17 protein-coding genes are annotated in these 24,841 nt (G+C 56.3%); 3 read left to right on the top strand and 14 right to left on the bottom strand.

The window, feature by feature from the left end:
* The first annotated feature begins 43 nt into the window (after window positions 1–43).
* Window positions 44–2,662, top strand: a complete 2,619-nt coding sequence (gene clpB / locus ACR0BU_RS16335; protein ID WP_480738132.1) for an ATP-dependent chaperone ClpB — start codon at window positions 44–46, stop codon at window positions 2,660–2,662.
* A 207-nt stretch (window positions 2,663–2,869) separates the two neighbouring features.
* On the opposite strand, the gene ACR0BU_RS16330 is transcribed toward clpB, so the two are convergent.
* Genes ACR0BU_RS16330 through ACR0BU_RS16295 form a run of 8 tightly spaced genes read right to left on the bottom strand, consistent with a single transcriptional unit; the run spans window position 2,870 to window position 12,876 of the window.
* A complete protein-coding gene (locus tag ACR0BU_RS16330; protein WP_480738167.1) occupies window positions 2,870–4,165 on the bottom strand; it encodes an aminotransferase class III-fold pyridoxal phosphate-dependent enzyme in 1,296 nt (431 codons plus the stop codon).
* Between the two features lie 52 nt (window positions 4,166–4,217).
* Entirely contained in the window at window positions 4,218–5,777 is a 1,560-nt protein-coding gene (locus tag ACR0BU_RS16325) for a trimethylamine methyltransferase family protein (RefSeq protein WP_480738133.1), read from the bottom strand.
* Window positions 5,770–7,002: an aromatic ring-hydroxylating oxygenase subunit alpha gene (locus tag ACR0BU_RS16320; protein ID WP_480738134.1), complete on the bottom strand. Its 1,233-nt coding sequence runs from the start codon at window positions 7,000–7,002 to the stop codon at window positions 5,770–5,772. Before ACR0BU_RS16320 ends, ACR0BU_RS16325 begins: the two co-directional genes overlap by 8 nt.
* Complete coding sequence (locus tag ACR0BU_RS16315; RefSeq protein WP_480738135.1) at window positions 7,002–9,062, bottom strand: oxidoreductase; 2,061 nt, start codon at window positions 9,060–9,062, stop codon at window positions 7,002–7,004. Before ACR0BU_RS16315 ends, ACR0BU_RS16320 begins: the two co-directional genes overlap by 1 nt.
* Window positions 9,063–9,118: 56 nt before the next feature.
* Window positions 9,119–10,180 (bottom strand): ABC transporter substrate-binding protein, encoded by a 1,062-nt coding sequence (locus ACR0BU_RS16310; RefSeq protein ID WP_299887907.1) that lies wholly within the window; start codon window positions 10,178–10,180, stop codon window positions 9,119–9,121.
* A gap of 22 nt (window positions 10,181–10,202) precedes the next feature.
* Window positions 10,203–11,297, bottom strand: coding sequence for an ABC transporter ATP-binding protein (locus ACR0BU_RS16305; RefSeq protein ID WP_480738136.1), 1,095 nt, complete (start codon window positions 11,295–11,297; stop codon window positions 10,203–10,205).
* Window positions 11,297–12,082, bottom strand: a complete 786-nt coding sequence (locus ACR0BU_RS16300) for an ABC transporter permease (RefSeq protein WP_299081892.1) — start codon at window positions 12,080–12,082, stop codon at window positions 11,297–11,299. The genes ACR0BU_RS16305 and ACR0BU_RS16300 overlap by 1 nt, the downstream gene beginning before the upstream one ends.
* Window positions 12,079–12,876, bottom strand: coding sequence for an ABC transporter permease (locus tag ACR0BU_RS16295; protein ID WP_480738137.1), 798 nt, complete (start codon window positions 12,874–12,876; stop codon window positions 12,079–12,081). The genes ACR0BU_RS16300 and ACR0BU_RS16295 overlap by 4 nt, the downstream gene beginning before the upstream one ends.
* Window positions 12,877–13,058: 182 nt before the next feature.
* Here ACR0BU_RS16295 and ACR0BU_RS16290 point away from each other — a divergent pair, with 182 nt between their 5' ends.
* Window positions 13,059–13,712, top strand: a complete 654-nt coding sequence (locus tag ACR0BU_RS16290) for a TetR family transcriptional regulator C-terminal domain-containing protein (protein WP_299081888.1) — start codon at window positions 13,059–13,061, stop codon at window positions 13,710–13,712.
* Between the two features lie 650 nt (window positions 13,713–14,362).
* On the opposite strand, the gene arcC is transcribed toward ACR0BU_RS16290, so the two are convergent.
* The 5 genes from arcC to ACR0BU_RS16265 all read right to left on the bottom strand — a co-directional run bounded on the left by arcC (window position 14,363) and on the right by ACR0BU_RS16265 (window position 22,159).
* Window positions 14,363–15,274 carry a carbamate kinase gene (gene arcC, locus ACR0BU_RS16285; RefSeq protein WP_480738138.1) on the bottom strand — a complete coding sequence of 304 codons (912 nt, stop codon included), beginning with the start codon at window positions 15,272–15,274 and terminating at the stop codon, window positions 14,363–14,365.
* Window position 15,275: 1 nt separating this feature from the next.
* On the bottom strand, window positions 15,276–16,277 hold the full coding sequence (argF, locus tag ACR0BU_RS16280) for an ornithine carbamoyltransferase (protein WP_480738139.1): 1,002 nt from the start codon (window positions 16,275–16,277) through the stop codon (window positions 15,276–15,278).
* Between the two features lie 20 nt (window positions 16,278–16,297).
* Window positions 16,298–17,527, bottom strand: coding sequence for an arginine deiminase (locus tag ACR0BU_RS16275; RefSeq protein WP_480738140.1), 1,230 nt, complete (start codon window positions 17,525–17,527; stop codon window positions 16,298–16,300).
* Between the two features lie 23 nt (window positions 17,528–17,550).
* Window positions 17,551–19,002, bottom strand: coding sequence for a YfcC family protein (locus ACR0BU_RS16270; RefSeq protein ID WP_480738141.1), 1,452 nt, complete (start codon window positions 19,000–19,002; stop codon window positions 17,551–17,553).
* Between the two features lie 424 nt (window positions 19,003–19,426).
* Window positions 19,427–22,159 (bottom strand): cation-transporting P-type ATPase, encoded by a 2,733-nt coding sequence (locus tag ACR0BU_RS16265; protein ID WP_480738142.1) that lies wholly within the window; start codon window positions 22,157–22,159, stop codon window positions 19,427–19,429.
* Window positions 22,160–22,572: 413 nt separating this feature from the next.
* On the opposite strand from ACR0BU_RS16265, the gene ACR0BU_RS16260 reads away from it, so the two are divergent.
* Window positions 22,573–24,366 carry a PHA/PHB synthase family protein gene (locus tag ACR0BU_RS16260; protein WP_480738143.1) on the top strand — a complete coding sequence of 598 codons (1,794 nt, stop codon included), beginning with the start codon at window positions 22,573–22,575 and terminating at the stop codon, window positions 24,364–24,366.
* Between the two features lie 30 nt (window positions 24,367–24,396).
* On the opposite strand, the gene ACR0BU_RS16255 is transcribed toward ACR0BU_RS16260, so the two are convergent.
* Entirely contained in the window at window positions 24,397–24,825 is a 429-nt protein-coding gene (locus ACR0BU_RS16255) for a phasin family protein (RefSeq protein ID WP_480738144.1), read from the bottom strand.
* Window positions 24,826–24,841 lie beyond the last annotated feature (16 nt).

Genomic DNA, 24,841 nt, shown 5'->3' with positions numbered 1-24,841 from the left:
GCAGGCGCTTCGCATATAGGGCGCTTGGAAAAGGAGAATAGCAATGGACTTAAACAAGTTCACCGAGCGGGCACGGGGATTCGTGCAAGCAGCGCAGACAATTGCGCTGCGTGAAGGTCACCAGAGGCTGGCACCCGAGCATATTTTGAAAGCATTGATGGATGACGATCAGGGGCTGGCGAGCAACCTGATCACACGCGCCGGCGGCGCGCCCGGCCGCGTGGTCGAAGCGTTGGATGCCGCGATGGCCAAGATTCCGAAGGTCAGCGGTGATGCGAGCCAGATCTACATGGACGGCCAGACCGCAAAGGTTCTGGACGAGGCCGCAAAGATAGCCACCAAGGCGGGCGACAGCTTTGTGCCGGTCGAGCGCGTGTTGATGGCGCTGTGCATGGTGAAATCCAAAGCCAAAGAGGCGTTGGATGCCGGTGCGGTGTCCGCCCAGAAACTGAATGAGGCGATCAATGACATCCGCAAGGGTCGCACCGCTGACACCGCATCGGCGGAAGAAGGCTATGACGCGCTCAAGAAATACGCGCGCGACCTGACCGAGGCTGCGGCCGAAGGCAAGATCGACCCAATCATCGGACGGGATGAGGAAATCCGCCGCTCGATGCAGGTTCTGTCGCGCCGCACCAAGAACAACCCAGTTCTGATCGGGGAACCCGGCGTCGGTAAAACCGCGATTGCCGAGGGCATGGCCCTGCGCGTCATCAACGGTGACGTGCCGGAATCGCTGAAGGACAAGAAGCTGCTCGCGCTCGACATGGGTGCACTGATCGCCGGTGCGAAATATCGCGGTGAGTTCGAAGAGCGCCTCAAGGCTGTTCTAACCGAGGTGACCGAAGCCGCCGGTGAAATCATCCTGTTCATCGACGAGATGCACACACTTGTTGGTGCCGGTAAATCCGACGGCGCAATGGATGCTGCCAACCTGATCAAGCCTGCGCTTGCCCGGGGTGAGCTGCACTGTATCGGCGCGACCACGCTGGATGAGTATCGCAAGTACGTGGAAAAAGACGCAGCACTTGCACGACGATTCCAGCCCGTTGTGGTGCAAGAACCGACCGTCGAAGACACGATCAGCATCCTGCGTGGCATCAAGGAAAAGTACGAGCTGCACCACGGCGTGCGTATCTCAGACTCGGCTTTGGTGTCGGCGGCGACCTTGTCACATCGCTACATCACCGACCGCTTCCTGCCCGACAAAGCCATCGACCTTGTCGATGAAGCATCGGCCCGCCTAAGGATGGAAGTGGACAGCAAGCCCGAAGAGCTGGATCAACTGGATCGCCAGATCCTGCAGATGCAGATCGAGGAAGAGGCGCTGAAGCTGGAAGACGATGCAGCCTCCAAAGATCGTCTGGAAACCTTGCAAAAGGATCTGGCCGACCTGCAGGAGAAATCTGCCGAGATGACGGCCCAGTGGCAAGCTGAACGCGATAAGCTGGCTGGTGCGCGCGATCTAAAAGAACAGCTCGACAAGGCGCGCGCTGATCTCGAGATTGCCAAGCGTGAAGGCAACCTCGCCAAAGCGGGGGAGCTGTCTTACGGCGTCATCCCTGAGCTTGAGAAAAAGCTGACCGAGGCCGAAAATGCCGAAAGCAGCCAGATGATGGCCGAGGAAACGGTGCGTCCGGAACAGATCGCTTCAGTGGTTGAGCGCTGGACCGGTATCCCAACCTCGAAGATGCTGGAAGGCGAGCGCGAGAAGCTGCTGCGGATGGAAGACGATCTGCATTCCCGCGTAATTGGGCAGGATGCAGCGGTCACAGCCGTGGCAAACGCTGTGCGCCGTGCGCGAGCGGGGCTGAACGATGAAGGTCGCCCGCTGGGCTCGTTCCTGTTCCTCGGGCCCACCGGCGTGGGTAAGACCGAGCTGACCAAAGCCGTTGCGAATTTCCTGTTCGATGACGACAACGCGATGGTGCGTATCGACATGTCCGAGTTCATGGAGAAACACGCGGTCGCCCGCCTGATCGGTGCCCCTCCGGGCTATGTCGGCTACGACGAAGGCGGTGTGCTGACCGAAGCCGTGCGGCGCCGACCCTACCAGGTGGTGCTGTTTGACGAGGTTGAAAAGGCGCACCCGGATGTGTTCAACGTGCTGTTGCAGGTTCTGGACGATGGCGTGCTGACCGATGGCCAGGGTCGCACCGTGGACTTCAAACAGACGCTGATCATCCTGACGTCGAACCTTGGGTCTCAGGCACTTAGCCAGTTGCCTGAAGGCGCAGACAGCGAGCAGGCGCGGCGGGATGTGATGGATGCGGTCCGGGCCCATTTCCGGCCCGAATTCCTGAACCGATTGGACGAAACGATCATCTTCGACCGGCTCAAGCGGGCCGACATGGATGGCATAGTTGATATCCAGATGGCGCGTTTGCAGAAACGCTTGGCCGCCCGCAAGATTGAGCTGGTCTTGGACGGCGCCGCCAAGGAATGGCTGGCCGACGAAGGCTATGACCCGGTCTTTGGGGCTCGCCCGCTGAAACGCGTGATCCAGCGCGCCCTGCAGAACCCGCTGGCCGAAGCGCTGCTCGCTGGTGAGATCAAGGATGGCGAGACGGTGCCGGTCACAGCCGGACCCGAGGGTTTGATCATCGGTGATCGGTTGGGCACGTCCGAACGACCGCGTCCGGAGGATGCCGTCGTACATTGATCAGGGCTTGAAAACTGAAGAACCCGCCTAGTAGGCGGGTTTTTTCTGTTGACGACCACCTAGCGTGACAGTTGACCTTACGAATGGTTTTGTCGCGAACTTTGGTGTGGCTGAAAGCTACGGTTTTGACTGCGCGTCATTATCAAGCGAGCTCTGCACATTGACGGAATCCGCTTGTCGAAGAAGCTCGGCCTGCTCAAAACCTTGCTACGGGTTCTTAGCCAGGCTCGTTGCTGCCTCGATCCCTTCTTTCAATATGTCAAACATCTGATGGATCTCGGTCTCCGTGATTATCAGAGGCGGCGAGAAAACACACATATTGATGATCGGACGAAGGATCAGGCCGCGCTTTTGGCATTCTTGATCGATCAATGCGCCGGTCTCATAGTCTCGCCCCAGGTCGCCGCGGGCCTTGCCTTTTTCCGAACATTGCACACATCCCATCAATCCCATTCCGCGCACATCAGCAACGATGTCGATGTTGCGCAACTCCTCCAATCGGCCCTGAAAAATGGGTGTCACGCGGCGCACATGTTCCAGAATTCCGTCATGTTCTATTATCTCAATGCTCTTCAAACCAGCGGCAGCGCTAACGGGGTGGCCTGAGTATGTGTAACCATTTGAAAAAGCAGCGTCCCTGCCCGCCACATCATCAATCAACCGATCTGAGATGATCGCGGCTCCCATAGGCGCATAGCCCGAGGTGAGGCCCTTGGCGCAGGTGATGATGTCCGGCTCAATGCCAAAGACGTCTTTAGAGGCGAACCAATGACCGAGACGGCCGAAAGCGGTGACCACTTCGTCAGAGATATAGAGAACATCGTGCTTGTGGCAGACCTCAAGGCAGCGTTTGTGATAGCCTTCGGGGGGCACGATAACGCCGCCTGAGGCGAGGATCGGTTCGGCGATAAAGGCTGCTACTTTGTCTGCGCCGAGTGATTGAATTGCATCTTCCAAGTCTGCAATTTTTTCATCGAGAAATGCATCGATGCTTTGACCTTCGCCCCGGTGCAAGGGGTTCACATCGGGCAGAAAATGCGCCAGGTGATCGGCCTTATCCAGCCAAAGACGGTCCCGTTCTTTGCCGCTGACGCTGGCAGCCAGATACGTGCTGCCGTGATAGGCTTTTTGGCGCGAGATGATGATTTTCTTCTTCGGTTTGTTCAGCAGGTTGTTGCGGAAGTGGGTGAACCGAATGGCGGTATCCACCGCTGTTGATCCGCCGGTAGTGAAGAAGACGTTGTTCAGATCCCCCGGCGCGCGTTTGGCGATCTCACGGGCAAAGTGGCTGGCAGTAGAATTGGTGGCATTGAATGGCGAGAAATAAGCAAGTTTACGAGCTTGCTCGGCCATTGCTTCGGCCATCTCCCTACGCCCATAGCCGATCTGAGTACACCACATGCCGCCAGGCCCATCGATCAGCCGTTCACCCTTGTCGTTCACCACATGAATGCCGCTGGCCCCTTCCATAAACGTGCGATCGTTCTGACGAAGCGTTTGCATCCCCTCCCACGGGTGGAGGAAATGGTCATTGTCCCATTGTTTGGCGTCGGAGTTATCCACGGCGAGCCATATCCTCAGTGCTCATGACGATCGAAAACTCTTCACGCACCTGCGCATCGGCAGCACCGAAATAGTTGGGGAAGTGAGTGTCGAGGATGGAATTGGCCTTATCTCGGGCACGATCCAGCAGGTCAGTTTTACCTTCATTTTCCCAAGTATCTGTGCGTTCTCGATCCATCAGCTCGGGGTAGATGAATTCGCTCGTCATATAGTTCAAAGTGTGAGGGTTCCCTAAAAAATGGCCCGGGTCGATGGCGCATTTGTGGATGATGTCAACCACCATGGTCTCGTCGGTCACTTCGATGCCACGCAAGGAACGCAAAATCATTCCACCCGCCTCATCGTCGATCACCATGCTTTCAAAACTGCAGCCCATGAGTGAACCGATCATGCCGCCGAATTCACAAAGGCGGTTGGCACCCGCATGGGCGGCCAGGGTAAAGGTCAACGCCTTTTCCAACCCGTATTGGGCGTCCGGAATTTTGGCGTCGGTCATACCCGCGCCCACAGAAGTGGGCAGGTTATAGAAATTGCCCATTTGAACGGCTGCCGCTGCGATCAAGGCCTGTTCACCGCTGCCGCCGGTGAACGACCCGCTGCGCAGGTCGGTTATAAAGGGCCATGCAGCAAAGCAGATTGGACAGCCAGGTGTGATCAGGTTGACGATGGCCACGCAGGCGAGCGTTTCGGCGACGGTTTGCACCAGCGTCCCGGCAAGGGTTGCGGGCGCAGTAGCACCGGCCTGAGGTGGAACGGCCAGATCGACGGTCAAGCCCAGTTTAGCGGTGTCGATCATTATCTCCATGTTTTCCTTGCCGATCCTTAGCGGCGAGACCATGGGGCAGCCGCCAAAGATGACGCTGGGCTTTTTCATGAAGCTGCCTTCACCACCCTGGGCGAGATCAAACATACGGATGGCATGGGGGATATGGCTGCGGTCGCGAAAGGTCAGACAGGCGGGTTTCTGACTGCCGGCCAGTATCGCATAGATGGTGTTCATATCGTGCGAAAGGTCGTCAGTTACATCGGTCGCTAGCACCGTGTCACCCAGCATATGAATGTTTTCCAGGCGGTCCACCAGCCGGGTGAAATCATAAACATCACGCAATACAGAAGGGCGATAGCTTTTGGTCTCAGAATCAAACGTTGTCACGGCTGTACCAGAGTTGGCGAAATAAACGCTTTCCGCCGTGCAATGCATGTCGTCTTTGCCTTCTCGCTCACCACGGGCATAAACATAGAACTCGTTGCCAGCTCCGGCGAGGATGTCTTCAATCAGGGCGCGCGGGAAACACAGGCGGTTATGTTCATTCATCACCGCGCCTTTGGGCAAGACGAGGTCGAGGAGTTCCGGGAAATGATCGGAGATACCGGTTCTCTCCAAAACTGTCAGTGCAGCATTGTGGATGTTTTCAATATCAACCTGCGACAAAGGCCGATAGCGCCCTCCGCTCAAGCCGCCACGAACGGCTTCGTTGCCGGTTGTCGCCTCTTGCACCTTGATGCGCGCCGCGCGCCCGCCGCCGCGGCGTCGTGTTCTCACTTCAGCCATGGATCGCGATCCTTTGTTCTTGTTTCGGTCCGATCATGGCGAAATAGAAATCGTAAAAAGCCTGTAGCGAGGTTTCCATTTCGCTCAATGGCCCAGGTTGGAAGTGGTGAGAGTTTACGCCCGATTGGTTGTGGCGAATGATGCGTTCGTCGTCCAGCGATGTGACATGCCACAGCCAGGTCAGGTCATCCTTGTCATAGTCAGCGCCATCTTCAGCATCGCTGCGCACGAACCAAACCACCTGAATATCTGTTTCCTGCAGCTTGCGGGGAATGAAACGATAACCGACCATGTGATCGGAGTAGATGAGGAACCAGTTGAGCGGGCCGATGCCGAGATCGGTTGCGCCGCCGTCGAACGACATCAGCGATCCCAAAAGCGGTGCAAGGGCTTCACCCGTTTTGCTGCCGGTTTTGTAACCTTCGTAAAGGGGATAGCGGCGGTAATAGGCACTGGTGAAGGGGGTTGTGGCCGCCGCCCCAATCAGCTCCAATTCATCTGCCGAAAGACCCGCGTCTTTCGCGCGTTCCCTCAACGACCCGACCAAACCCTTCATTTCCTGCGGTGATTTCAGGCTGTGTGAGCGGGAGTATTCCTTGTGTGCCGGGCCGCAGTGATAACATTCAAGATAGTTTTCAACCGCAAGTTTCCAGTTGGCAGGCACAGGGAACGATGCTGTGTGAGCGATTTTAAGATCATTCAAACCATAAGGCACAGTGAGCGGAGCAAGCTGCGCTAAGACAGTGTCGAGGGCTGGTGTTGCAGCGTCAGCACAGGCAAAAATCAACCCTTGAAAAACGGAGATCTGTACCGGGAACAATCCATATTTCGATGGATCGAAATCGGCCCCCATGTTCTGACCTGCACGCAGCTTTCCAGAAAGCTCAAACGTCCAGGCGTGATAGGGACAAACGAAAACGCGCGCGCGGCCTTCCGCTTTGGTGCAGACCCGTGATCCCCGATGTCGGCAGACGTTTTGATGGGCGCGGATTTCTCCATCAAGGTCGCGAACGACGATTATGGATTCTGGGCCATAGTCAAACAGGAAATAGTCGCCCGGATTGGGAATTTGGCTTTCATGCCCGACCCAAAGCCAATTGCGATTCCAGACCTGAGCTATGTCATAGTCATAGATATCTTGCGACGTATAGAACCCACGGGGCATGGCATGGCCGAGCCTATGCGAGGCGATCAGATCATCCAAGTCAAGTGTACGGTTGGGCATTACGCCTCCTCCAGATCGATGATTTCACGACGGAACCAATCTTTTTCGGCCTCATTCTTCGGGCGTTCGAAATTCCGCGCCGCGCGGTGCCCTGAGAAAACGGCGTCGACGATTAGACCGGGTTGGGCGGCGTCGCCGATCAGTTCCAGAGTTTTGAGTTCCAGGGGTTTCAAAGCGTCGTATAGAGCAGTTTCGCGCGTACGCTCGGTGATCAAAACAACCGATGAGCAGACGATTTCAGTTTCGCGACCTGAAAACATGCAGGTAAGCGTCGCCGTTTCACCAGAGAGAGCTCCCAAGGATTGATTGCATCGAATGTCCACACCCAATTCAATGAGCCGCGCTTGAATTCGGTGATGCTCAAGCGTGTAAGTCGTAAAGCTAGAGATCAGGCTCTCAGGTGTGGCAAAAACAACGTCGTGGCCTGCCCTCGCCAGTTTTTCAGCGAGTACGCCAGCGATGTAAATATGATCATCGTCATAGATCAGTACCGGACCATTGGGGGGAATTTTGCCTGACAATATCTCGTCTGGCGTCAGAATGTTGGCGCTACTGTCGATCTCAGGCGCATTGCGCATGGTGTTGCGTCCTACACCGTCACGTCGCCACTTTGATCCCGTGGCCAAAAAGACATTCCGAATGCCCAACTCCATGACTTGCTCTGCGCCCAATGCACTCTCGGTGAACATCTCAACATTGCTACGTTGTGCTAGATCGTTCAGCCGGTAATCCATCACGCGGCCCCAAGCGGAAAGTCCGGGCAACTTACTTTCTTTCGCAACCCGCCCGCCAAATTCGCTGGCGCCCTCTGCCAAGGTTACACCATAGCCGCGACGGGCTAGCTGCATGGCGCATTCAAGGCCTGCTGGACCACTACCAACGACCAAGGCTTGCTCCTCGGACCCTCGCTTCTGAATAATCTCCGGGTGCCAGCCGCGCCGCCATTCTTCACCCATTGTGGGGTTTTGGGTGCAGCGGATCGGGATACCGATGTTGTCTGAGGCCACGCAAATGTTGCAGCCGATGCATTCACGGATTTCGTCGATGCGACCTTCTTCGATTTTCTTCGGAATGAAAGGGTCGGCTATGGAAGGGCGGGCGGCTCCGATAAGATCGACAATGCCTTTCTTCACCATCGACAACATCATATCGGGCGACGTCAGGCGGCCCACACCAACCACCGGTTTTCCGGTGACTTTTTTGACGAAAGACAGATAGTCATTTTGATACCCGTCTTGCGGCTGAAAGCGTGTTGTGGCGCTGTCGTTTTCCCAACCTGAAACATTCACATCCCAAAGGTCCGGCAGATCTGACAACAACTCCACCACTGCTCGGCCTTCCTCTGCCGCCTGCATCCCATCTGGGCCTTGCATTTCGTCAATGGCAAACCGGAGGGCGACGGCGCAGGTATCTCCGACAGCCTCGCGCGTATCTTCCAACAACTCACGCGCCAAACGCACGCGGTTTTCCAGAGAACCGCCATATTCATCGGTCCGGCTATTCATGTGTGGCAGCATGAAGTGCTGGGCAATGGACATTGAGTGACCAGCATAGACGTAGATGATATCGGCGCCCGCAGCCTTCGCTCGCAGCGCGGCGTCCCGATGCCAGCGACGAAACACGCGAATGTCTTCTTTGTCCATGGCGCGGGCCTGTTTGGGCATGGCGGAATCGGAGCTCATTTCGGAGGGCGCGATCAGGGGCGCGCGGCTAAGATGATTGGGCGCATGATTGCCATTGTGCACCAATTGAATGGCTGCCAATGCGCCGTGTTTATGAACGGCATCGGTCATCAGGCGCAGGGCAGGAATATCGCGCTCGTCCCAAAGACGCCCTTCTGGAAATGGAGATAGGTCAGAACTGGGGTGGATTTCAGTTTCCTGGTTCGCAACCACCGCCCATCCGCCTTCCGCCTTCATTCCCCGAACCGCCGCATCTGCGCGCGGGCGCATGTGCCCTAAGCCGGTGCAATGGGGCACTTGGTAGAAGCGGTTCTTGGCCTTAACTGGACCGATCTGTACCGGTTCAAATAGCAAGCCGTATGGGTTCGCGTCCGACATTTCGCGCGTTTCCTGTGGTTTAAGGGCCCGGGCCGTAGCCCTGGCCGATTTGCTGTCTAGAAGCCTGCTTTGATCCGCTCGAATTCGGCCAACATCTTGGCTTCCAGTTCAGGGTTCACAGCATCAAAAAACAAGCTGCCTTCAAAGAAGCTTTTTGGATCGGCAAAACCATAGGCCTCGATGCTGGCTTGATCGGCAATTTCAAACGCTCTTGCATTGGCATGGGGATAACCCCAATTCTCGATGATGTACTGACCAGAGCCTGGTTCGGACAGGGCGTTCAACAGGTCATAAATCTGCTCTTCATCTGTGGTCGAGGACTTCAGATGTACATACCCGCAAACCCACGTAGCAATGCCTTTGTCTACATCACGCATCATGGCAGCGGGCACTTCGTTCCAGATCAGGTTCAGTTCCGATTGGTTCCAGGCCCAGCCCATCTCAATCTCACCACTGGTCATTGCCTGGTCCAATTGACCTGCATCGGACCAGTAGAAGCGCATGTTGGGGTGGATTGCACGCAGGAAGTCGGAGGCTTCCTTGAACTGTGCATCGGTCAGGTTGGTATAGTTGTCAGCGTTGCCGGTTGCGAGCGAGGCTAAAGCATAGGCGGAAGAGGCCGCGTCTGGGATCGAGATTTTTCCTGCATAGGCCGGGTCCGACAAAAGCTGCAGCGAGATATCATCGCCTGAGATTTTATCGGTGCGATAGATCAATCCGGTGTTACCCCATTCAAAAGGCAACATGTACAGGTTGCCGTCGATGACAATGCCGTCGACCTCCTTGATTTCGGGCAACATGTCCGCCCAGTTGGTCAGCCTGCTTTCGTCCAAGGGCTGGATCAGGTCCGCTGCCACCCATTTGCGCACGGCGTCCGAGCAGGGGTGTGCCAGGTCTGCTGTGAAGCCGGACATCAGTTTGGTGAATGCCTCTTCCTGGCTGCCAAAGTAAGAATAGCTTGGCGCTTCATTCCCATGTTTCGCCATGTAGTTTGCGAAAAAACCCGGGTCTTCATAACCCGACCAGTCAAATACGCTTAGATCAGCGCCACCGGCGCTAACACTGCCAGCACTGGTGACGGTTGCAAACGCAAACGCCGCAATTCTTTGAAGTTTCATTTTTTCCTCCTGTTGGTTGTATTCATTTGCCGCGGCCAAGGTCGATTGCGCTAGCAGCTTGCAAGCCCAGCCAAACCGCGTCACCACGATTGAAATCGACGGTGTGAAAGTAGTTGGGAACAGAAACAGCGATTGGTTTGTCATGGCCATCGACCGTGACGTGATAGTGAATGTTCTCGCCATAGAAGGCGACGTTGATGACCTTGCCTTGTACTGTCGCGGGGTAATCCGCGGGCTTTTCGGATTTGATCTCCAGCTGCTCAGGTCGGATACCGATGATAATGTCTTTGCCCGGGTTCGTGACGTTGGGATTGCGGTCGATCTGCATGTTTCCAAATGCAGCAACATTGACTGAGAGAGCATTGTCTGATTCGCCGGCGACTGAAGCGGGAAGGATGTTCATTTCACCAATAAAACTCGCCACCTCTTCGTCACATGGGCGTGCATAAAGTGAAGCGGGGGTGTCGACCTGCGCCAAGCGCCCGTTGAACATGACACCGATGCGGTCGGACATTGTCATTGCTTCGTATTGGTCGTGAGTGACCATCACGAACGTGATCCCGAGTGACTGCTGTAAGTTGCGCATTTCAAACTGCATTTGTTCGCGCAGCTTTTTATCAAGCGCTGAAAGCGGTTCGTCGAGCAAGAGCACCTTGGGCCGCATGATGAGCGCGCGCGCAAGCGCTATGCGCTGCCGTTGCCCTCCGGAAAGCTCATTCGCGCCACGCAACTGCAGCCCGCCAAGTTCGACCATCTCCAGCGTTTCCGCCACTCGGTTTTCGATTTCGGCTTTCGGGGCGCGACCGCGAAGACCATAGGCTACGTTGTTTCCAACATTCAGATGCGGGAAGATAGCGTAGCTTTGAAAGACCATGTTGGTGGGGCGGTTGTTTGCGGGGACCCCTTCCATGTTTCGTCCGTCGATTGTGACAGTGCCTTGGGTTGGGTCCTGAAATCCGGCGATCATGCGAAGTACAGTGGTCTTACCGCAGCCTGATGGCCCGAGGAGTGAGAAGAATTCACCTTCCTTCAGGTCCAGATTGATACCCGATGCTGCTGCAAAGCTGCCGTAGCGTTTCTCGACCCCGGAAAGTTCTATGATATTTTTTTCGATCATCAGGTTCCTTTCCCGGAGGAGCGGCGGCGGAAATATTCGGCCAAAACGAGAAGCAGTACCGATGTGAAGAGGAGAATCGAACCAAGCGCCAGAACGTTCGGGAGTTTGGCCGGGAAGCGGATTTGGCTCCAAATATAGACCGGCAGAGTTGGTTGGTTGCCGGATAGGAAGAAGGCCAGGACGAACTCATCAAAGCTGACAGTGAAGGTCACAAGAATGCTGGCGATAATCCCTGGGGCGACGACCGGAAGCGTCACGCGCCGAAAGGTTTCGAAAACGCCAACGCCTAGGTCGTATGAGGCTTCCTCCAGTGAGGCGTCGAAGTCGTCGAAGGCGGATTTTAGGATTGAGACAGCGAAAGGCAACGCCAGGAAGATGTGGCCGAGCGCCACGGTTACAAGAGACGGTTTGAGGCCCAGGAATAAGAACAGAACCAGCATGGAAGATGCGACGATGATGCCGGGAATGACGAGGGGCAGCATGACCAACCCCTCCGCTGCGCGCTGGCCTTTGAAACGGTAGCGTACGAATGCGCGAGCGGCGAATAGGCCTATGGCGGTGGAGAGCAGCGCGGCAACAAAGCCGACGCCGATAGAATTCCACAGCGCTTGAATAAGCGTGTCCTGTTCACCCAGTTTTCGGTACCAGTCCAGCGTCCAACCCTTGATCGGGAATGCAACAATAGTACCAGAATTGAAGGAAAACAGCGGCAGGAAGAGAACGGGCAGATAGAGAAATGCCAGATAAAGGAGGGCATACCCAGTGAGGGTTGAAGGGCGTTTCATCTTATGCGCCTTCCCAAACGGTTTCCGGTGATGACGAAGACGATGGCGACAAAGCCAACCGAGAGCATGGCTAAAAGCGAGAGCGTTGCTCCAAGTGGCCAGTTATTGGCCGCGCCAAACTGTACCTGAATGAGGTTTGCGATCATCTTGCCGTCACTACCGCCCACCAAAGCGGGGGTAACATAATCGCCAACAGTTGGGATGAAGATGATCAAGCAGGCGGCGATGATCCCGGGGATCGTCAGCGGCAAAGTCACCCGCATGAAGCGTTGAAAAGCGTTATTGCCAAGGTCAGTAGCAGCTTCCAAAAGGCTCGGGTCGATCTTTTGCAAGCTCACATAGATCGGCAAAATCGCGAAAGGCGCCCATGCATGAGCAAGAGTCAAGACCACTGCGAACTCGTTGTAGAGAAGGAAACTCAGGGGTTCATTGATTAGCCCGAGCCCCAGCAAGGCTGAGTTCATCACGCCATTGAAGCCAAGGATGAGCTTCCATGCAAAGACGCGCAGGAGATAGCTGGACCAGAAGGGAATGGTGATCAGCAAAAGCCAGATGGTCTTTTTGTGTGCCTTCATCGCGATGAAGTAAGCAATAGGATACGCGAGCGCGACGGTAACAATGGTGACGGCCCCAGCGATCCAGATCGAACGCAGCATGAGGTGCTGAACCAGGGGGTCGGTCAAAGCTTCGCGGTAGTTCTTCAGTGTAATGCTTTTGTCGAGCGTGACGTAGGTCTGCGTCCAGAAAGAATAGGCAATCAATATCGCCAAAGGAGCAGCCACCAGAAAGCCCACGTAAATCGTGGCGGGCGCGCTGAGGCTATAGCCTTTGGCAGCATCACTTCTAAAAATAACCGACCCTCCCTTTCCGGCCGCGCGATCATCACTAATGGACGATCGTCCATTAATTGTTGCACCGAAGGGGGCTTTTGTGTCAATCTTCCTCTTGAGTAATCGAGAACCGAAAATTTAAGTGCATGACAATAAAAGATAAGCTCCCCGAGGGACTTCGCGAAAAGCCCGCTGCAAAGCGAGATCCGGCGGCGAAAAAGCAGGCGTTGATTAAGGCAACACTGGATACAATCGCTGAAATTGGAATCACCGATACCTCGGTAAGTCGGATTATTGAGCGCGCGGGCCTGTCCCGCGGAATGATCCATTTGCACTTTGGCGGAAAGGACAATTTGCTGACAGTTGCGGCCCAGCAGTTCAGTGAGCAGTACTATGCGGAAATGGATCGAATGACCGATCTTGGTCCGAATGCGTCGCCCGAAGATCGGGTAATGGCTGTTATCGAGGCTGATTTATCTGAAAGCTTGCTCAACCCGCGAAGTACGAAAATTTGGCACGCCTTCCGGGGCGTCTCAAGCTCACACCCTGGGATTGCCCGCTATAGCAGCACTCAAGACGAGAGATTGGTGTCCACACTGCGCCAGGCATTTGACGAGCTTGAAAAGGTAGGGTGCTATCCCCCAAATCACGCGGAAGATGCAACAAGCGGAACGTTGGCCCTTCTAGAGGGCATGTGGGTGAATTATCTGACTGATATGGCTGGATTTTCGCGTGAACGTTCGGTGGATTTGATACGCAGATTTTTGTCAGGCTTGTTTCCAGGGAGTTTTCTGAGATGAAAACCTATGGATTTGAGAACTGCCAACAGTATTAGATTGGTCAAGAACATTGCTGAGGGTGTTGTCGCCAGTCAGTTGTGTGTGCTCATCACTTCGATCCGCTAGTCATAGTCGCGATTGAGATTTGACGTTGCTAGCCACATGCCCTTGATCCGAATGGCAACGATCCTCCCCCACTGAATTGGTCCGGCCCCAAGGCTAGGAAACAGCGGACCAAATATGGGGGACAAGCGACACAAAACACGGCTTCTTCTAATATCGAACGGCCAAACATACGTAGAGGTAGCGATATCTGCGTGTCGAGAAGATGTATTTGTCAGTCTGTCGAGCATGGAAATCGAAAGCGGTGTGGCTAATGCCCAGAGTTACTCGTCAATGCGAGCCTCGAATGATCTTTGTACAATAACCTAAGATATACCCTCAGAACATCACCCAAGAAGTCATCAGGGGACGGTTTTACTAGCGGCTTCTTTTCAGGGGCCTTTCTGAAAACTAGTGTCATTGACGATAAGCGAACAATCCTTCCAGCATCACTACAATACTGCGGGCTCCGCCAGATCGAGCACACAATCCAACCTATCTGAGCGCAAAGCTTGCGACAGATATGCTTCGGATTGGTTTGGCAAATGAACGTCGCACCATTGCGAGCGTCATCCCACACCCGAGATACAAGTGCCGGCCCGATTTTCGAGAATGGCAAATGCATCTGTCAATTTCCCGATGCCAGAAAAACCGCCTTTGGCGGCGAATGTCGCGGCCGCCGCGACCTTAGGACCCATAGACCCCGATGGCAGTTTCAGAGCCCCGGCCGAGTCTGGAGTCAAGTCTCTGATGACGCGGGCTTCGGGCGTGCCGAACCCCTCATAAACCGCATCCACATCAGTCAAAAGCAGCAGTGCGTCGGCGCCTAGCTGTTGCGCAAGCATGGCACTGGCGGCATCTTTGTCGATCACCGCCTCGATCCCGATCAGGTTGCCATCATCACGTCGCATCACTGGGATACCGCCGCCGCCGGCACAAATCACGACTACTTTATGGTCCAGCAGCAATTGCAACACTCGCAGATCAGGGATTTCTTGAGGCTTGGGCGAGGGAACGACACGCCTCCAGTTGTCCCCATCGGGTGCGATGTTCCAACCTGCCGCCTTGGCGCGCGCTTCGGCCTCGGCGCGCTCATAAACCGGACCAACGAGTTTCGTCGGATTTTGGAATGCCGGATCACGCCCGTCCACCAGGATCTGCGTTAGCAACGTTGCAACAGATCGGTCGTGACCCAGCACGTTTTCCAGTTCTTGTTCGATCATGTAGCCAATCATGCCCTCGGTCTCGGCCCCGAGGACGTCAAGTGGACTGGCGGTCGCTGGATCATAGGCAGCGCCCTGCAATGCCAACAGGCCAACCTGCGGCCCGTTGCCATGGGTGATGACAAGCTGATGGCCGGCATTCAGGATTTCCGCCAAAGCCGGCATTGCGGAACGTACGTTGTCGCGTTGAACCTCGGCGTTCAACGGCTCACCGCGTTTCAAAAGGGCATTGCCGCCCAAGGCCGCTACAACCAACATCTCAACCTCCCAAAGTGGCGACCAGAACCGCCTTAATTGTATGCATCCGGTTCTCGGCCTGATCGAAGACGATCGAGGTCGGACCTTCGAAAACCTCTTCGGTCACTTCCATGGCGTCGATCCCAAACTCTTTGCTGATATCTGCTCCCACTGCGGTCTCGGTGTTGTGAAAGGCCGGCAGGCAATGCAAGAAACGCACCCGAGGATTGCCGGTTTTGGCGATCACGTCGGCATTGACCTGATAGGGCAGCATCTGATCAATGCGCTCGCGCCATTTTTCCTTGGGCTCACCCATCGACAGCCAAACATCGGTATAGACGAAATCAACACCCTTCACGGCCTCGTCCAAATCCTCGGTCAACGTGATCTGCGCGCCAGTGGTTTCGGCGATTGTCCGCGCCTCGGCCTCGACCACGCGGTGGGGCCAGCAGGCTTTGGGGCCGCACAACCGCACATCCATACCCATCTTGGCCCCGCCCAGCATCAGGCTGTCGCCCATGTTGTTGCCCACATCCCCCAGAAAAGCGAATGACACCTCGCGCAGCGGCTTTTCGACATGCTCTTGCATGGTCAGGAAATCGGCCAGGATCTGAGTCGGGTGAAACTCATCCGTCAACCCGTTATAGACGGGTACACCGGCGTGTTCGGCGAGTTCCTCGACGATGGTTTGGCCGAAGCCCCGATATTCGATCGCGTCATACACCCGACCCAGAACCCTGGCGGTATCCTTGACCGATTCCTTGTGACCGATATGCGTGCCGGTGGGGCCCAGATAGGTCACGCGCGCGCCCTGATCATAAGCTGCGACCTCGAACCCCACGCGGGTGCGGGTGGAATCCTTTTCAAAGATCAGTGCGATGTCCTTGCCTTTAAGCACCGGCACCTCGGTGCCCGCGTATTTTGCGGCCTTTAGATCGGCTGCCAGTTTCAGCAGAAAGGCGATCTCGTCAGGCGCGAAGTCACGCAGTGTCAGGAAGTGCCGGTAGCGCAGGTTATAAGCCATGTCGGTGTCCTTTCTAGGTCTCAAACCGCGTCGCGGATGGTGGGGCACGTCATGCAGTGACCGCCGCCACGACCGCGGCCCAACTCGGCGCCGGGCATCTCCAGCACCTCGATCCCGGCGGCTTTGAGCGCGGCATTGGTGTCGTCGTTGCGGTCATAGCCGACCACCACGCCCGGGCGCAGGGCGATCACGTTGTTGCCGTCGTTCCACTGCTCGCGCGCGCGCTCCTCCTCGGTCTCGCCGCCGGTGGGGACCAGTTGCAGCCGCTTGTAGCCCAGCACCTCGGCCACGATGTCGAAGATCGGGCGCGTGTCCCGGCGGAATTCCAGCGGGGCCTTGCTTTCGCCGGGGCGGATGTCATAGCAGATCAGCGCATCGGCCACTTCCTTGAACGTGGTCACCACATCGCCGCCGCACAGGGTAAAGACAGTGTCGAGATGCATCGCCGCGCGTGATTTCGGCATCTGGAACGCCAGCAGCCGTTGCGCCGCGCCGGTGTCGAACAGCGCCTCGGCCAGCAGGCCGATGGCCTGCGGCGACGACCGCTCGCCCATGCCGACAAGAACGGTGCCATTGCCAATGGGCATGATGTCACCGCCCTCAAGCGTGGCAAGCCCGTGATCGCGGGTCGGATCGCCCCAGTGGACCGTCGTCTGGCCAGCAAACTTGGGATGGAACTTGTAGATCGCCGTGTTCAGCAGAGTTTCGGGGCGCCGGGCAGGCCAGAACATAGGGTTCACGACGACACCACCATAGATCCAGGCGCTGTTGTCGCGGGAGAACAGTGCGTTGGGCAGGGGTGGCAGAACAAAACCGTTGTGGCCCAGATATCCGCCGAAGAGGCCGGTCGGCGTGAACGGTAGTTCGTTAACCGCCAGCCCGCCAATAAGGTGTCTGGCCAACACCTCTGCCGGGATCTCATTCATCCAGCCTCGCAGTTCGGGCAGCATGCCGACCCCGATCTGATGCGGGGTGATCCGGTGGTCCAGCACCCAGGCGCGCGCTTTCGTATCCTCCAGCGTCTCGGCCAGCAGATCGTTCACGTCCAACACTTCTACCCCTTCGCCATGCATCAGTTCGCAAAAGGCATCGTGGTCTTTCTGCGCCCGCTTGACCCAGAATACGTCGTCGAACAGCAAGTCCTGACAGTTGGCGGGAGTCAGACGGCGATGCGCCAAGCCAGGTCGGCAGACGATGACCTGTCGCAGGCGTCCGGTTTCCGAATGAACGCCAAGCTTTGTGTCGGCCATATCCAAAGCTCCTTTCCGACAGATCAAAGAACTGCGCCGATGCTGAGCACGGCCATGACAAACACCGTAAGCACGATCAGCAAAGGCCAGATGAAAGCGATCCAGCGGTCATAAGACACGCGCCCGATTGCCAACCCGCCAATCACCACTGCCGAGGTCGGGGTGATCAGGTTTACCAGCCCGCTGGCCGCCTGATAGGCAGTGACCACCAGATCGCGCGATACACCGGCGAAGTCCGAAAGCGGGGCGAGGATCGGCATCGACAACACTGCAAGCCCAGAAGTGGAAGGCACTAAAAAGCTCATCCCAACCTCGATCCACATCATCAGATTGATGAAGGCCAGTTTGTGCAGCCCGCCCAGACTCTGCTCGGCACTGTGCAGGATCGTGTCAGCGATCAGCCCCTGTTCCATGACGATCACGATGCCGCGCGCCAGCCCTATGATCAGCGCAACGCCCAGCAAGTCGCGCGCGCCGTCGACGAAATGGCCAGTCAAAGCCTTTTCGCCCATGCGGGCAACAATCCCGACCAGTATTGCAGATCCAAAAAACAGCGCGCCCATGCGAGCCATCCACCAGCCCTGAGACGACACGCCCCAGATCATGACCAGAAAAGACAGCGCGAAAATGAGCAGCACGATCTTTTGGTTGCCTGTCAGGACATCGGCCGCTTTACCGGTATCCGATCGATCTTGCAGGAAGATCCGGCGATGCTCGTCAAGTTGTTTTGCCACGATAGACGCGCCTGGGTCCGCCTTGACCCGCCGGGCGTAGCGCATGACATAAGCCGTACAAATCGCCAGCCCGCCCAGTAGCAAAACGAAGCGTAAAACGATCCCTTCGGTGAACGGAACTCCGGCGGCATTCGAGGCAATAACCGTGGCAAATGGGTTAATGGTCGAACCCAACACCCCTACTCCGGCACCGATAAGTATGATTGCCACGCCAGTAACCGCGTCATAGCCCGCGGCGATCACGACCGGGATCAAAATGGCATAGAACGCGAGTGTTTCTTCGGCCATGCCATAGGTGGTGCCGCCCGCAGCAAAAAGCGCCATCAGGATCGGGATCATCCATATCTCCCGCCCCTGCAACTTGCGCATGGCTGCACGAATGCCAGTATCGATGGCTCCGGTGGCGTTCACAACGCCCAGAAAACCACCCAGCAGCAAAACGAACAAAGCAACGTCGATAGCCCCAGCCTGATAACTGTCAGGATTGTAGAACCCGGCGATCGGCGCGAGCATGATGTCAACAAAACCCTGCGGGTTTGGCTCAACCGTTCGGTAGGTCCCGGCGACCGCGATCTCGCGCCCGACTGTTTCGCTCATGATGCGTTCATATTGTCCGGCAGGGATGACCCAGGTCAGCGCCGCGACCAGAACGATGAGCAGGAACAGGATCGTATAGGCGCTTGGAAATTTTGAGGAAAAGCGCTGATCCGAAGCTGTTTGGTGTTTAGTTTCGTCAGACATTCTATATGCCTCACACGTGTTGTGAATGGTCGGGGTTAACCGGTTTGGGCCTGCTCGAACGCAAAAGCTCGAACCGAGCCAAAGTGTACGAAGTAGGCGCAAACTAGCAGGCCAGCGACCTCTTGCCTTTGACACGGATCAACCGGCGTCATCTAAATCTGCGTGTTTCTGATCCGCGCCATCTAAGAGGTTGAATCAGAGCAACAGCGGATGACCGGCTTATGTCGCTTGCTGCTCATTTTGATCCTCTGTCGCCCAACTATTGGGCCGGATCACCATGTTTTTCAGGGCATTGATGTACGCCCGTTTGCTGTGAAGAGGATCCCTTGGCCAATGGGCTCGACAACGTTGGTGAGGCGGGAATGCCTAAATAATATCGCCGAACAGGATCACCGGCTCATCAAAAAGGCGAACTCGGCCCATGTTAGACCTCTGCTGAGCTCCGCGCCCCTAGAGTCAGTGCGAGTTGTTTTTCCAGCTCAAGCAGTACAAACAGCGCCATTCCCAAGACAATTATATAGACCCCATCTTTGAAACCGACCGCGGCGGTTCCGAGGATGATCTGAAGGCCCGGCACATATGTTGCCGCAAGTTGTGCAGCAGAGACAGAAATTACGCAGATCCAGACCATCGGTGTACCCCGGATCGCTTTCCAAGTCAGCGAGGTGCCATAAATGTTGCGCACAAAGAACAGATGAAAAATCTCCATCACCACCAATGTGTTCAAAGCGAGGGTTTGGGCCAGTTCCAGGGGATAACCCTGTTTTAAAGCGTAGGTGAAAATGCTGAACACACCGGCCAGAAACAGGCCTGAGACCAGCACAATATGCCAGACCAGTTCGCCCCCAAGGATTGGCGCATCACGCGGTCGGGGCGGGCGTTGCATGGTGCTTTCTTCGGTCGGCTCAAACGCGAGCGCAATGCCAAGGGTGATAGCAGTAATGAGATTGATCCAAAGTATCTGAATCGGCGACACCGGAAGCGTTAGTCCCAAGAGAAGCGCGACGATGACGACCAGCGCTTCTCCCCCGCTTGTGGGAAGGAGCCAGCTAATCACTTTTTTGATGTTGTCAAACACCGTGCGCCCTTCGCGCACCGCCGCCGCTATGGTGGCAAAGTTGTCATCAGCAAGAACGATATCGGCGGCTTCTTTTGCCGCTTCGGACCCTTTTCTGCCCATAGCGATGCCGACATCGGCACGTTTCAACGCCGGGGCATCGTTGACACCATCACCCGTCATGGCAACGGTCAGGTCACGGGCTTGCAGTGCATTCACAAGCCGCAACTTATGCTCGGGGTTGGTGCGCGCGAAGATATCCGTTTGCAGGACGGCGACCGACAACGCCGCATCATCCATCTGGTCGATCTGTACACCCGTAAGAACCCCGCTGGTATGGGCAAGCCCGATGTCACTGCCGATTGCTGCGGCTGTGCCGGCGTGATCCCCGGTGATCATTTTGACCGTTATGCCTGCATTCTGGCAGTCAGCTATTGCCAGTTTCACCTTCTCTCGCGGTGGATCCATGAGGCCGACAACACCAAGAAAAACCAGATCTCCCGGTATCTCAGGCGGCGTCAGGTTCATCTCATCGTCGCGGGCCGGGCGGGAGGCGAAGGCCAGCACACGACATCCCTCTGAGGTAAAACGATCTTCGGCCAAACGCCACGTCTTCGGGTCGATTGGCATCGGGTTCCCATTTGCGTCAGACTGGGTTTTACACAGTGACAACAAAGTTTCAGGCGCACCTTTGACAAAGACCATACGAGCACCGGCCTCATTCTCGTCCAGCGTTGCCATAAAGCGGCGTTGCGAGTCGAATGGCAGAACAAATTGGCGGTTCCAACCCTCGGCTGCCGCGCCGAGTCTGCCAGCAACCTTTGCAGCGAAGCACAACAGTGCTCCTTCCATCGGGTCGCCGTTGACACCCCAAACCCCGGACTGTTCTTCAAGCGTCGCGTCATTGCAGCGCGCCGCAACCACCGCCAGTTCTTGCAGCGCAAGTGATGCCGCTTCTTCCACATTATTGCCTTCGGCGACAACAGTCCCGGTGGGATCATACCCTGTGCCCTCGACGCGGTAGTAACTTCCGCCAGCTGCAACATCGGTAACAACCATTTCGTTGCGGGTCAGCGTCCCTGTCTTGTCCGTGCATATGACCGAAACCGAACCGATGGTTTCGATCGCTGGAAGGCGCCGCACAATGGCATCTCGTCTTGCCATCGACTGAACACCGATTGCAAGCGTAATAGTCAGCACCGCAGGAAGCCCTTCGGGAATCGCTGCGACTGACAAACCAATGACCGCCATGAACAGATCGATTAAACTGTATTCGGCAACGAAGTAACCGAAAGCCAGAATAATTGCAGCCACAGCAAGAATTAGAAGTGTCAGCCAACGCGCGAAAGTATTCATTTGGCGCACCAGCGGCGTCGTCAGCTTCTCAACGTCGGAAAGCATCCGGCTGATGCGTCCGACTTCTGTCCGTGTTCCGGTGGCAGTCACGACACCACGCCCCTGTCCAGCGGTGATCAGGGTGCCACCAAACAACATGCTGCGCCGGTCGCCCAGCGGTGCGTCTGCGGCTGAGGGCACGTCGTCCTTGTCTACCGCAACCGACTCGCCCGTCAGAATAGCCTCTTGCGCCTGGAGGCCATGTGCTTCGATCAGGCGTATATCGGCAGGTGGCTTGTCGCCTGCTTCGAGCAGAACGATGTCGCCCGGGACAACCTCGGAACCGTCGATTGAGACCCGTCGCCCATCGCGCAAGACCGAGGCCTTTGGCGCTAGCATCTGGTGAATCGCTTCCATCGCCTTTTCGGCGCGACCCTCCTGCACAAACCCGATGCAGGCATTGGCCAGAACAACTGCCAAAATGACGACTGTATCCACCATATGCCCTAGGAGAAACGTCACCACAGAAGAGCCGATCAGCACGTAGATCAGAACATTGTTGAAATGTGCAAGAAACCTGAGGATCACATTTTGCCGACGGGGTGGCGGTGGCGCGTTGCGCCCATACTTCACAAGGCGGCGCGCCGCTTGATCAGATGTGAGCCCGTTTGCAGTTGTGTTGAGCGCAGCTAGAGTATCCGCACTGTCTTGCGTATGCGGTAGGGGTTCCAGCGCTTCGGGTGGAAATCCGGGATCATCCGGCATGTTACACTCCGTTTCAGGCAAGTCTGAGAGCGACGATCAATGTGCTGAAGCACTGGTTCGATATACGTCTGAGTTTCTTAATCAATGCTGCACTGACTGTTTTCGATGAGACTGTCCCAGGCGCTGACCCTCTTACGATTGGGGGCCCGGCCACGCCATGTCTAAGCGCCCCTCTTTCGCGTGTATTTGATATGGGTCAGATCGCCGGCGTGTATTTGGTGACAAACTCCAGCCGTAAACCTTAGTCCAGTGCCGCTGGGATGCGCCTAAGACTACCAAAGATATCTCATCGCGAACGGAACAGGGCGTTTTGTGAAGAGAGGGCAAAGCTCAAAGGGTTCGGCCCGAGATCACATCATCGGGCATGACGCATAAGCCACTAACCCGCGAGGGGCCCAGAACGGAGAAACCAAATGACGGAACTGTCTCCGGACAAACTGACGTCCGATGATCAAGCCTCTGCCCCGGAACCCCGGCAGCAAGCCCCCGGGCATCCATATGAGAAACTTGACCGCGCCATGCGTGCCGCACTGGCCCGGGCCACGGCAGGGGTTTCGCCGCATTCGATCATGGCCACATGGTTGGATTGGGCCTTGCATCTCAGCCGCTCGCCCGGACGCCAGATTGAGCTGTCAGAACGTGCGGCGCACGATGCTGTTAAGCTGTGGATCTATGCCGGCGAGCTGGCTGCGGGAACCGAGGCAATACCGCCCTTTGAAACCCGCGCTCAGGATCACCGTTTCAGCGCACAGGGTTGGCAAAAGGCCCCATTCTCGTTTTGGCAGCAAGCTTTTCTGAGCACGCAGGACTGGTGGCAGGCAGCTACCGACCAGATGCCGGGTATCGCGCCGCGCGATGCTGAACGCGCCCAGTTTCAGATCCGTCAGGCCCTTGATCTCATCTCTCCTTCGAATTTTCCATGGTCAAACCCCGAGATTATCAGCCGCACCATCCAGACAAGAGGTAAGAACCTAGTCGAAGGAAGCGCGCATTTTCTTGAGGATGTTGCCCACACCGCAACACAGGGACGTGAGCCAGCTCCCGAAGGCTACCAAGTTGGCAAGGATCTGGCGGCAACGCCCGGTCGGGTTGTGTTTCGCAACACGCTGTTCGAACTGATACAATACACGCCCACCAGTAAAAAAGTACACGCAGAACCGATCCTTTTTGTGCCTGCTTGGATCATGAAGTACTATGTGCTGGATCTGTCACCGGAAAACTCCATGGTGCGCTATCTGGTTGACCAGGGGTTTACCGTTTTCATGGTCTCTTGGATCAATCCCACGGCGGATCAGGCCGATCTCAGCCTCGAGGATTATCGCCTCAAGGGCATCATGGCCGCGATCGATGCCGTTGAAAAAATTGTCCAGGGTCAGAAAATCCATGCCAATGGCTATTGTCTTGGTGGCACACTTCTGGCGATTGCCGCCGCAGTGATGCAGCGCGATGGTGACGACCGCTTGGCCAGCGTTACACTGATGGCCGCGCAGGTTGATTTTACCGAGGCGGGCGAGCTCTTGCTTTTCATCGACGACAGTCAGGTGGCTTTTGTCGAGGATCTGATGTGGTTGCAGGGCTGTCTGGACCGACCACAAATGACGCGCACCTTTACCACCATCCGCGCCGAAGATCTGATCTATGCGCGGGCGGTACGGCGTTACTTCCTGGGCGAAGACGACCTACCGACCGACCTGACCGTGTGGAATAACGACACAACACGCATGCCCGCGCGCATGCATTCCGAGTATCTGCGGGGCCTGTTCCTTGAAAACCGGCTGAGTGCTGGGCGGTTTGCTGTCGAGGGCCGTGTTGTTGCGCTGAAAGATATCCGAGTCCCGATGTTTGTAGTGGGAACCGAGTCCGATCACATCGCGCCGTGGCGCTCTGTTTACAAGATCAGATTGTTTACTGATGGCGAACTGAGCTTCGTGCTCACCAATGGTGGCCATAACGGTGGCATCCTGAGCGAGCCAGGACATAAGCACCGCCACTACCGACAGGGTCACAGGGCTGCAGACGCGCTCTACACGCCTCCGGATGAATGGCTTGAAACCAGCGAAGTACAACAGGGATCATGGTGGCCAGCCATGGCGGATTGGCTAAGGGATCACTCAACAGACGAAACTACGCCCCCGCCCATGGGCGGCAAGCGTAGAGGGGTCTATAAGCTGCCCAGAGCACCCGGCAGCTATGTTCATCAAACCTGAGTGAGACGGTCCAAAACGAATTGGGTTCCTTTATTTCTTGGACTTACCCGAGACTTTTGATGTCACTTCCATGCTTTCACCAATGGCTTCGGCTTCCGTTTCGATGACGTGCTTTGAGCAGCGCGATACCATTTCGAACCATTCACGGGCATCTTCGACCATGCGCTCGATTGAATGGCGCTGCCATTCAGCCATCTGACGCATCGCTTTGGTGGGCTCTATCTTGTCGCCGGACGTGGTTTCCCGCGCGGTTTCGATCGCCGTGCGTGCCGCCTCGTGTCGACGTTGGAACCAGAGACGGGAATACTCCTCGGCTTCATTCAGCAGACGGTCCTGCGCCCTCCAGAACTGTTCGACCTGTGGCATGATCGTCGGGTTCAAAGACATCATTCCCTGCATGGATTTCAGAACCTCAGTAAAGCTTTCCTGCGTTTCGGGTTTTGCGGAGGTATTGGGCATAACGGACTCTCCCTAA

Source organism: Ruegeria sp. CK2 (assembly GCF_056536585.1).
This window is presented reverse-complemented; position numbering and strand designations above follow the sequence as displayed.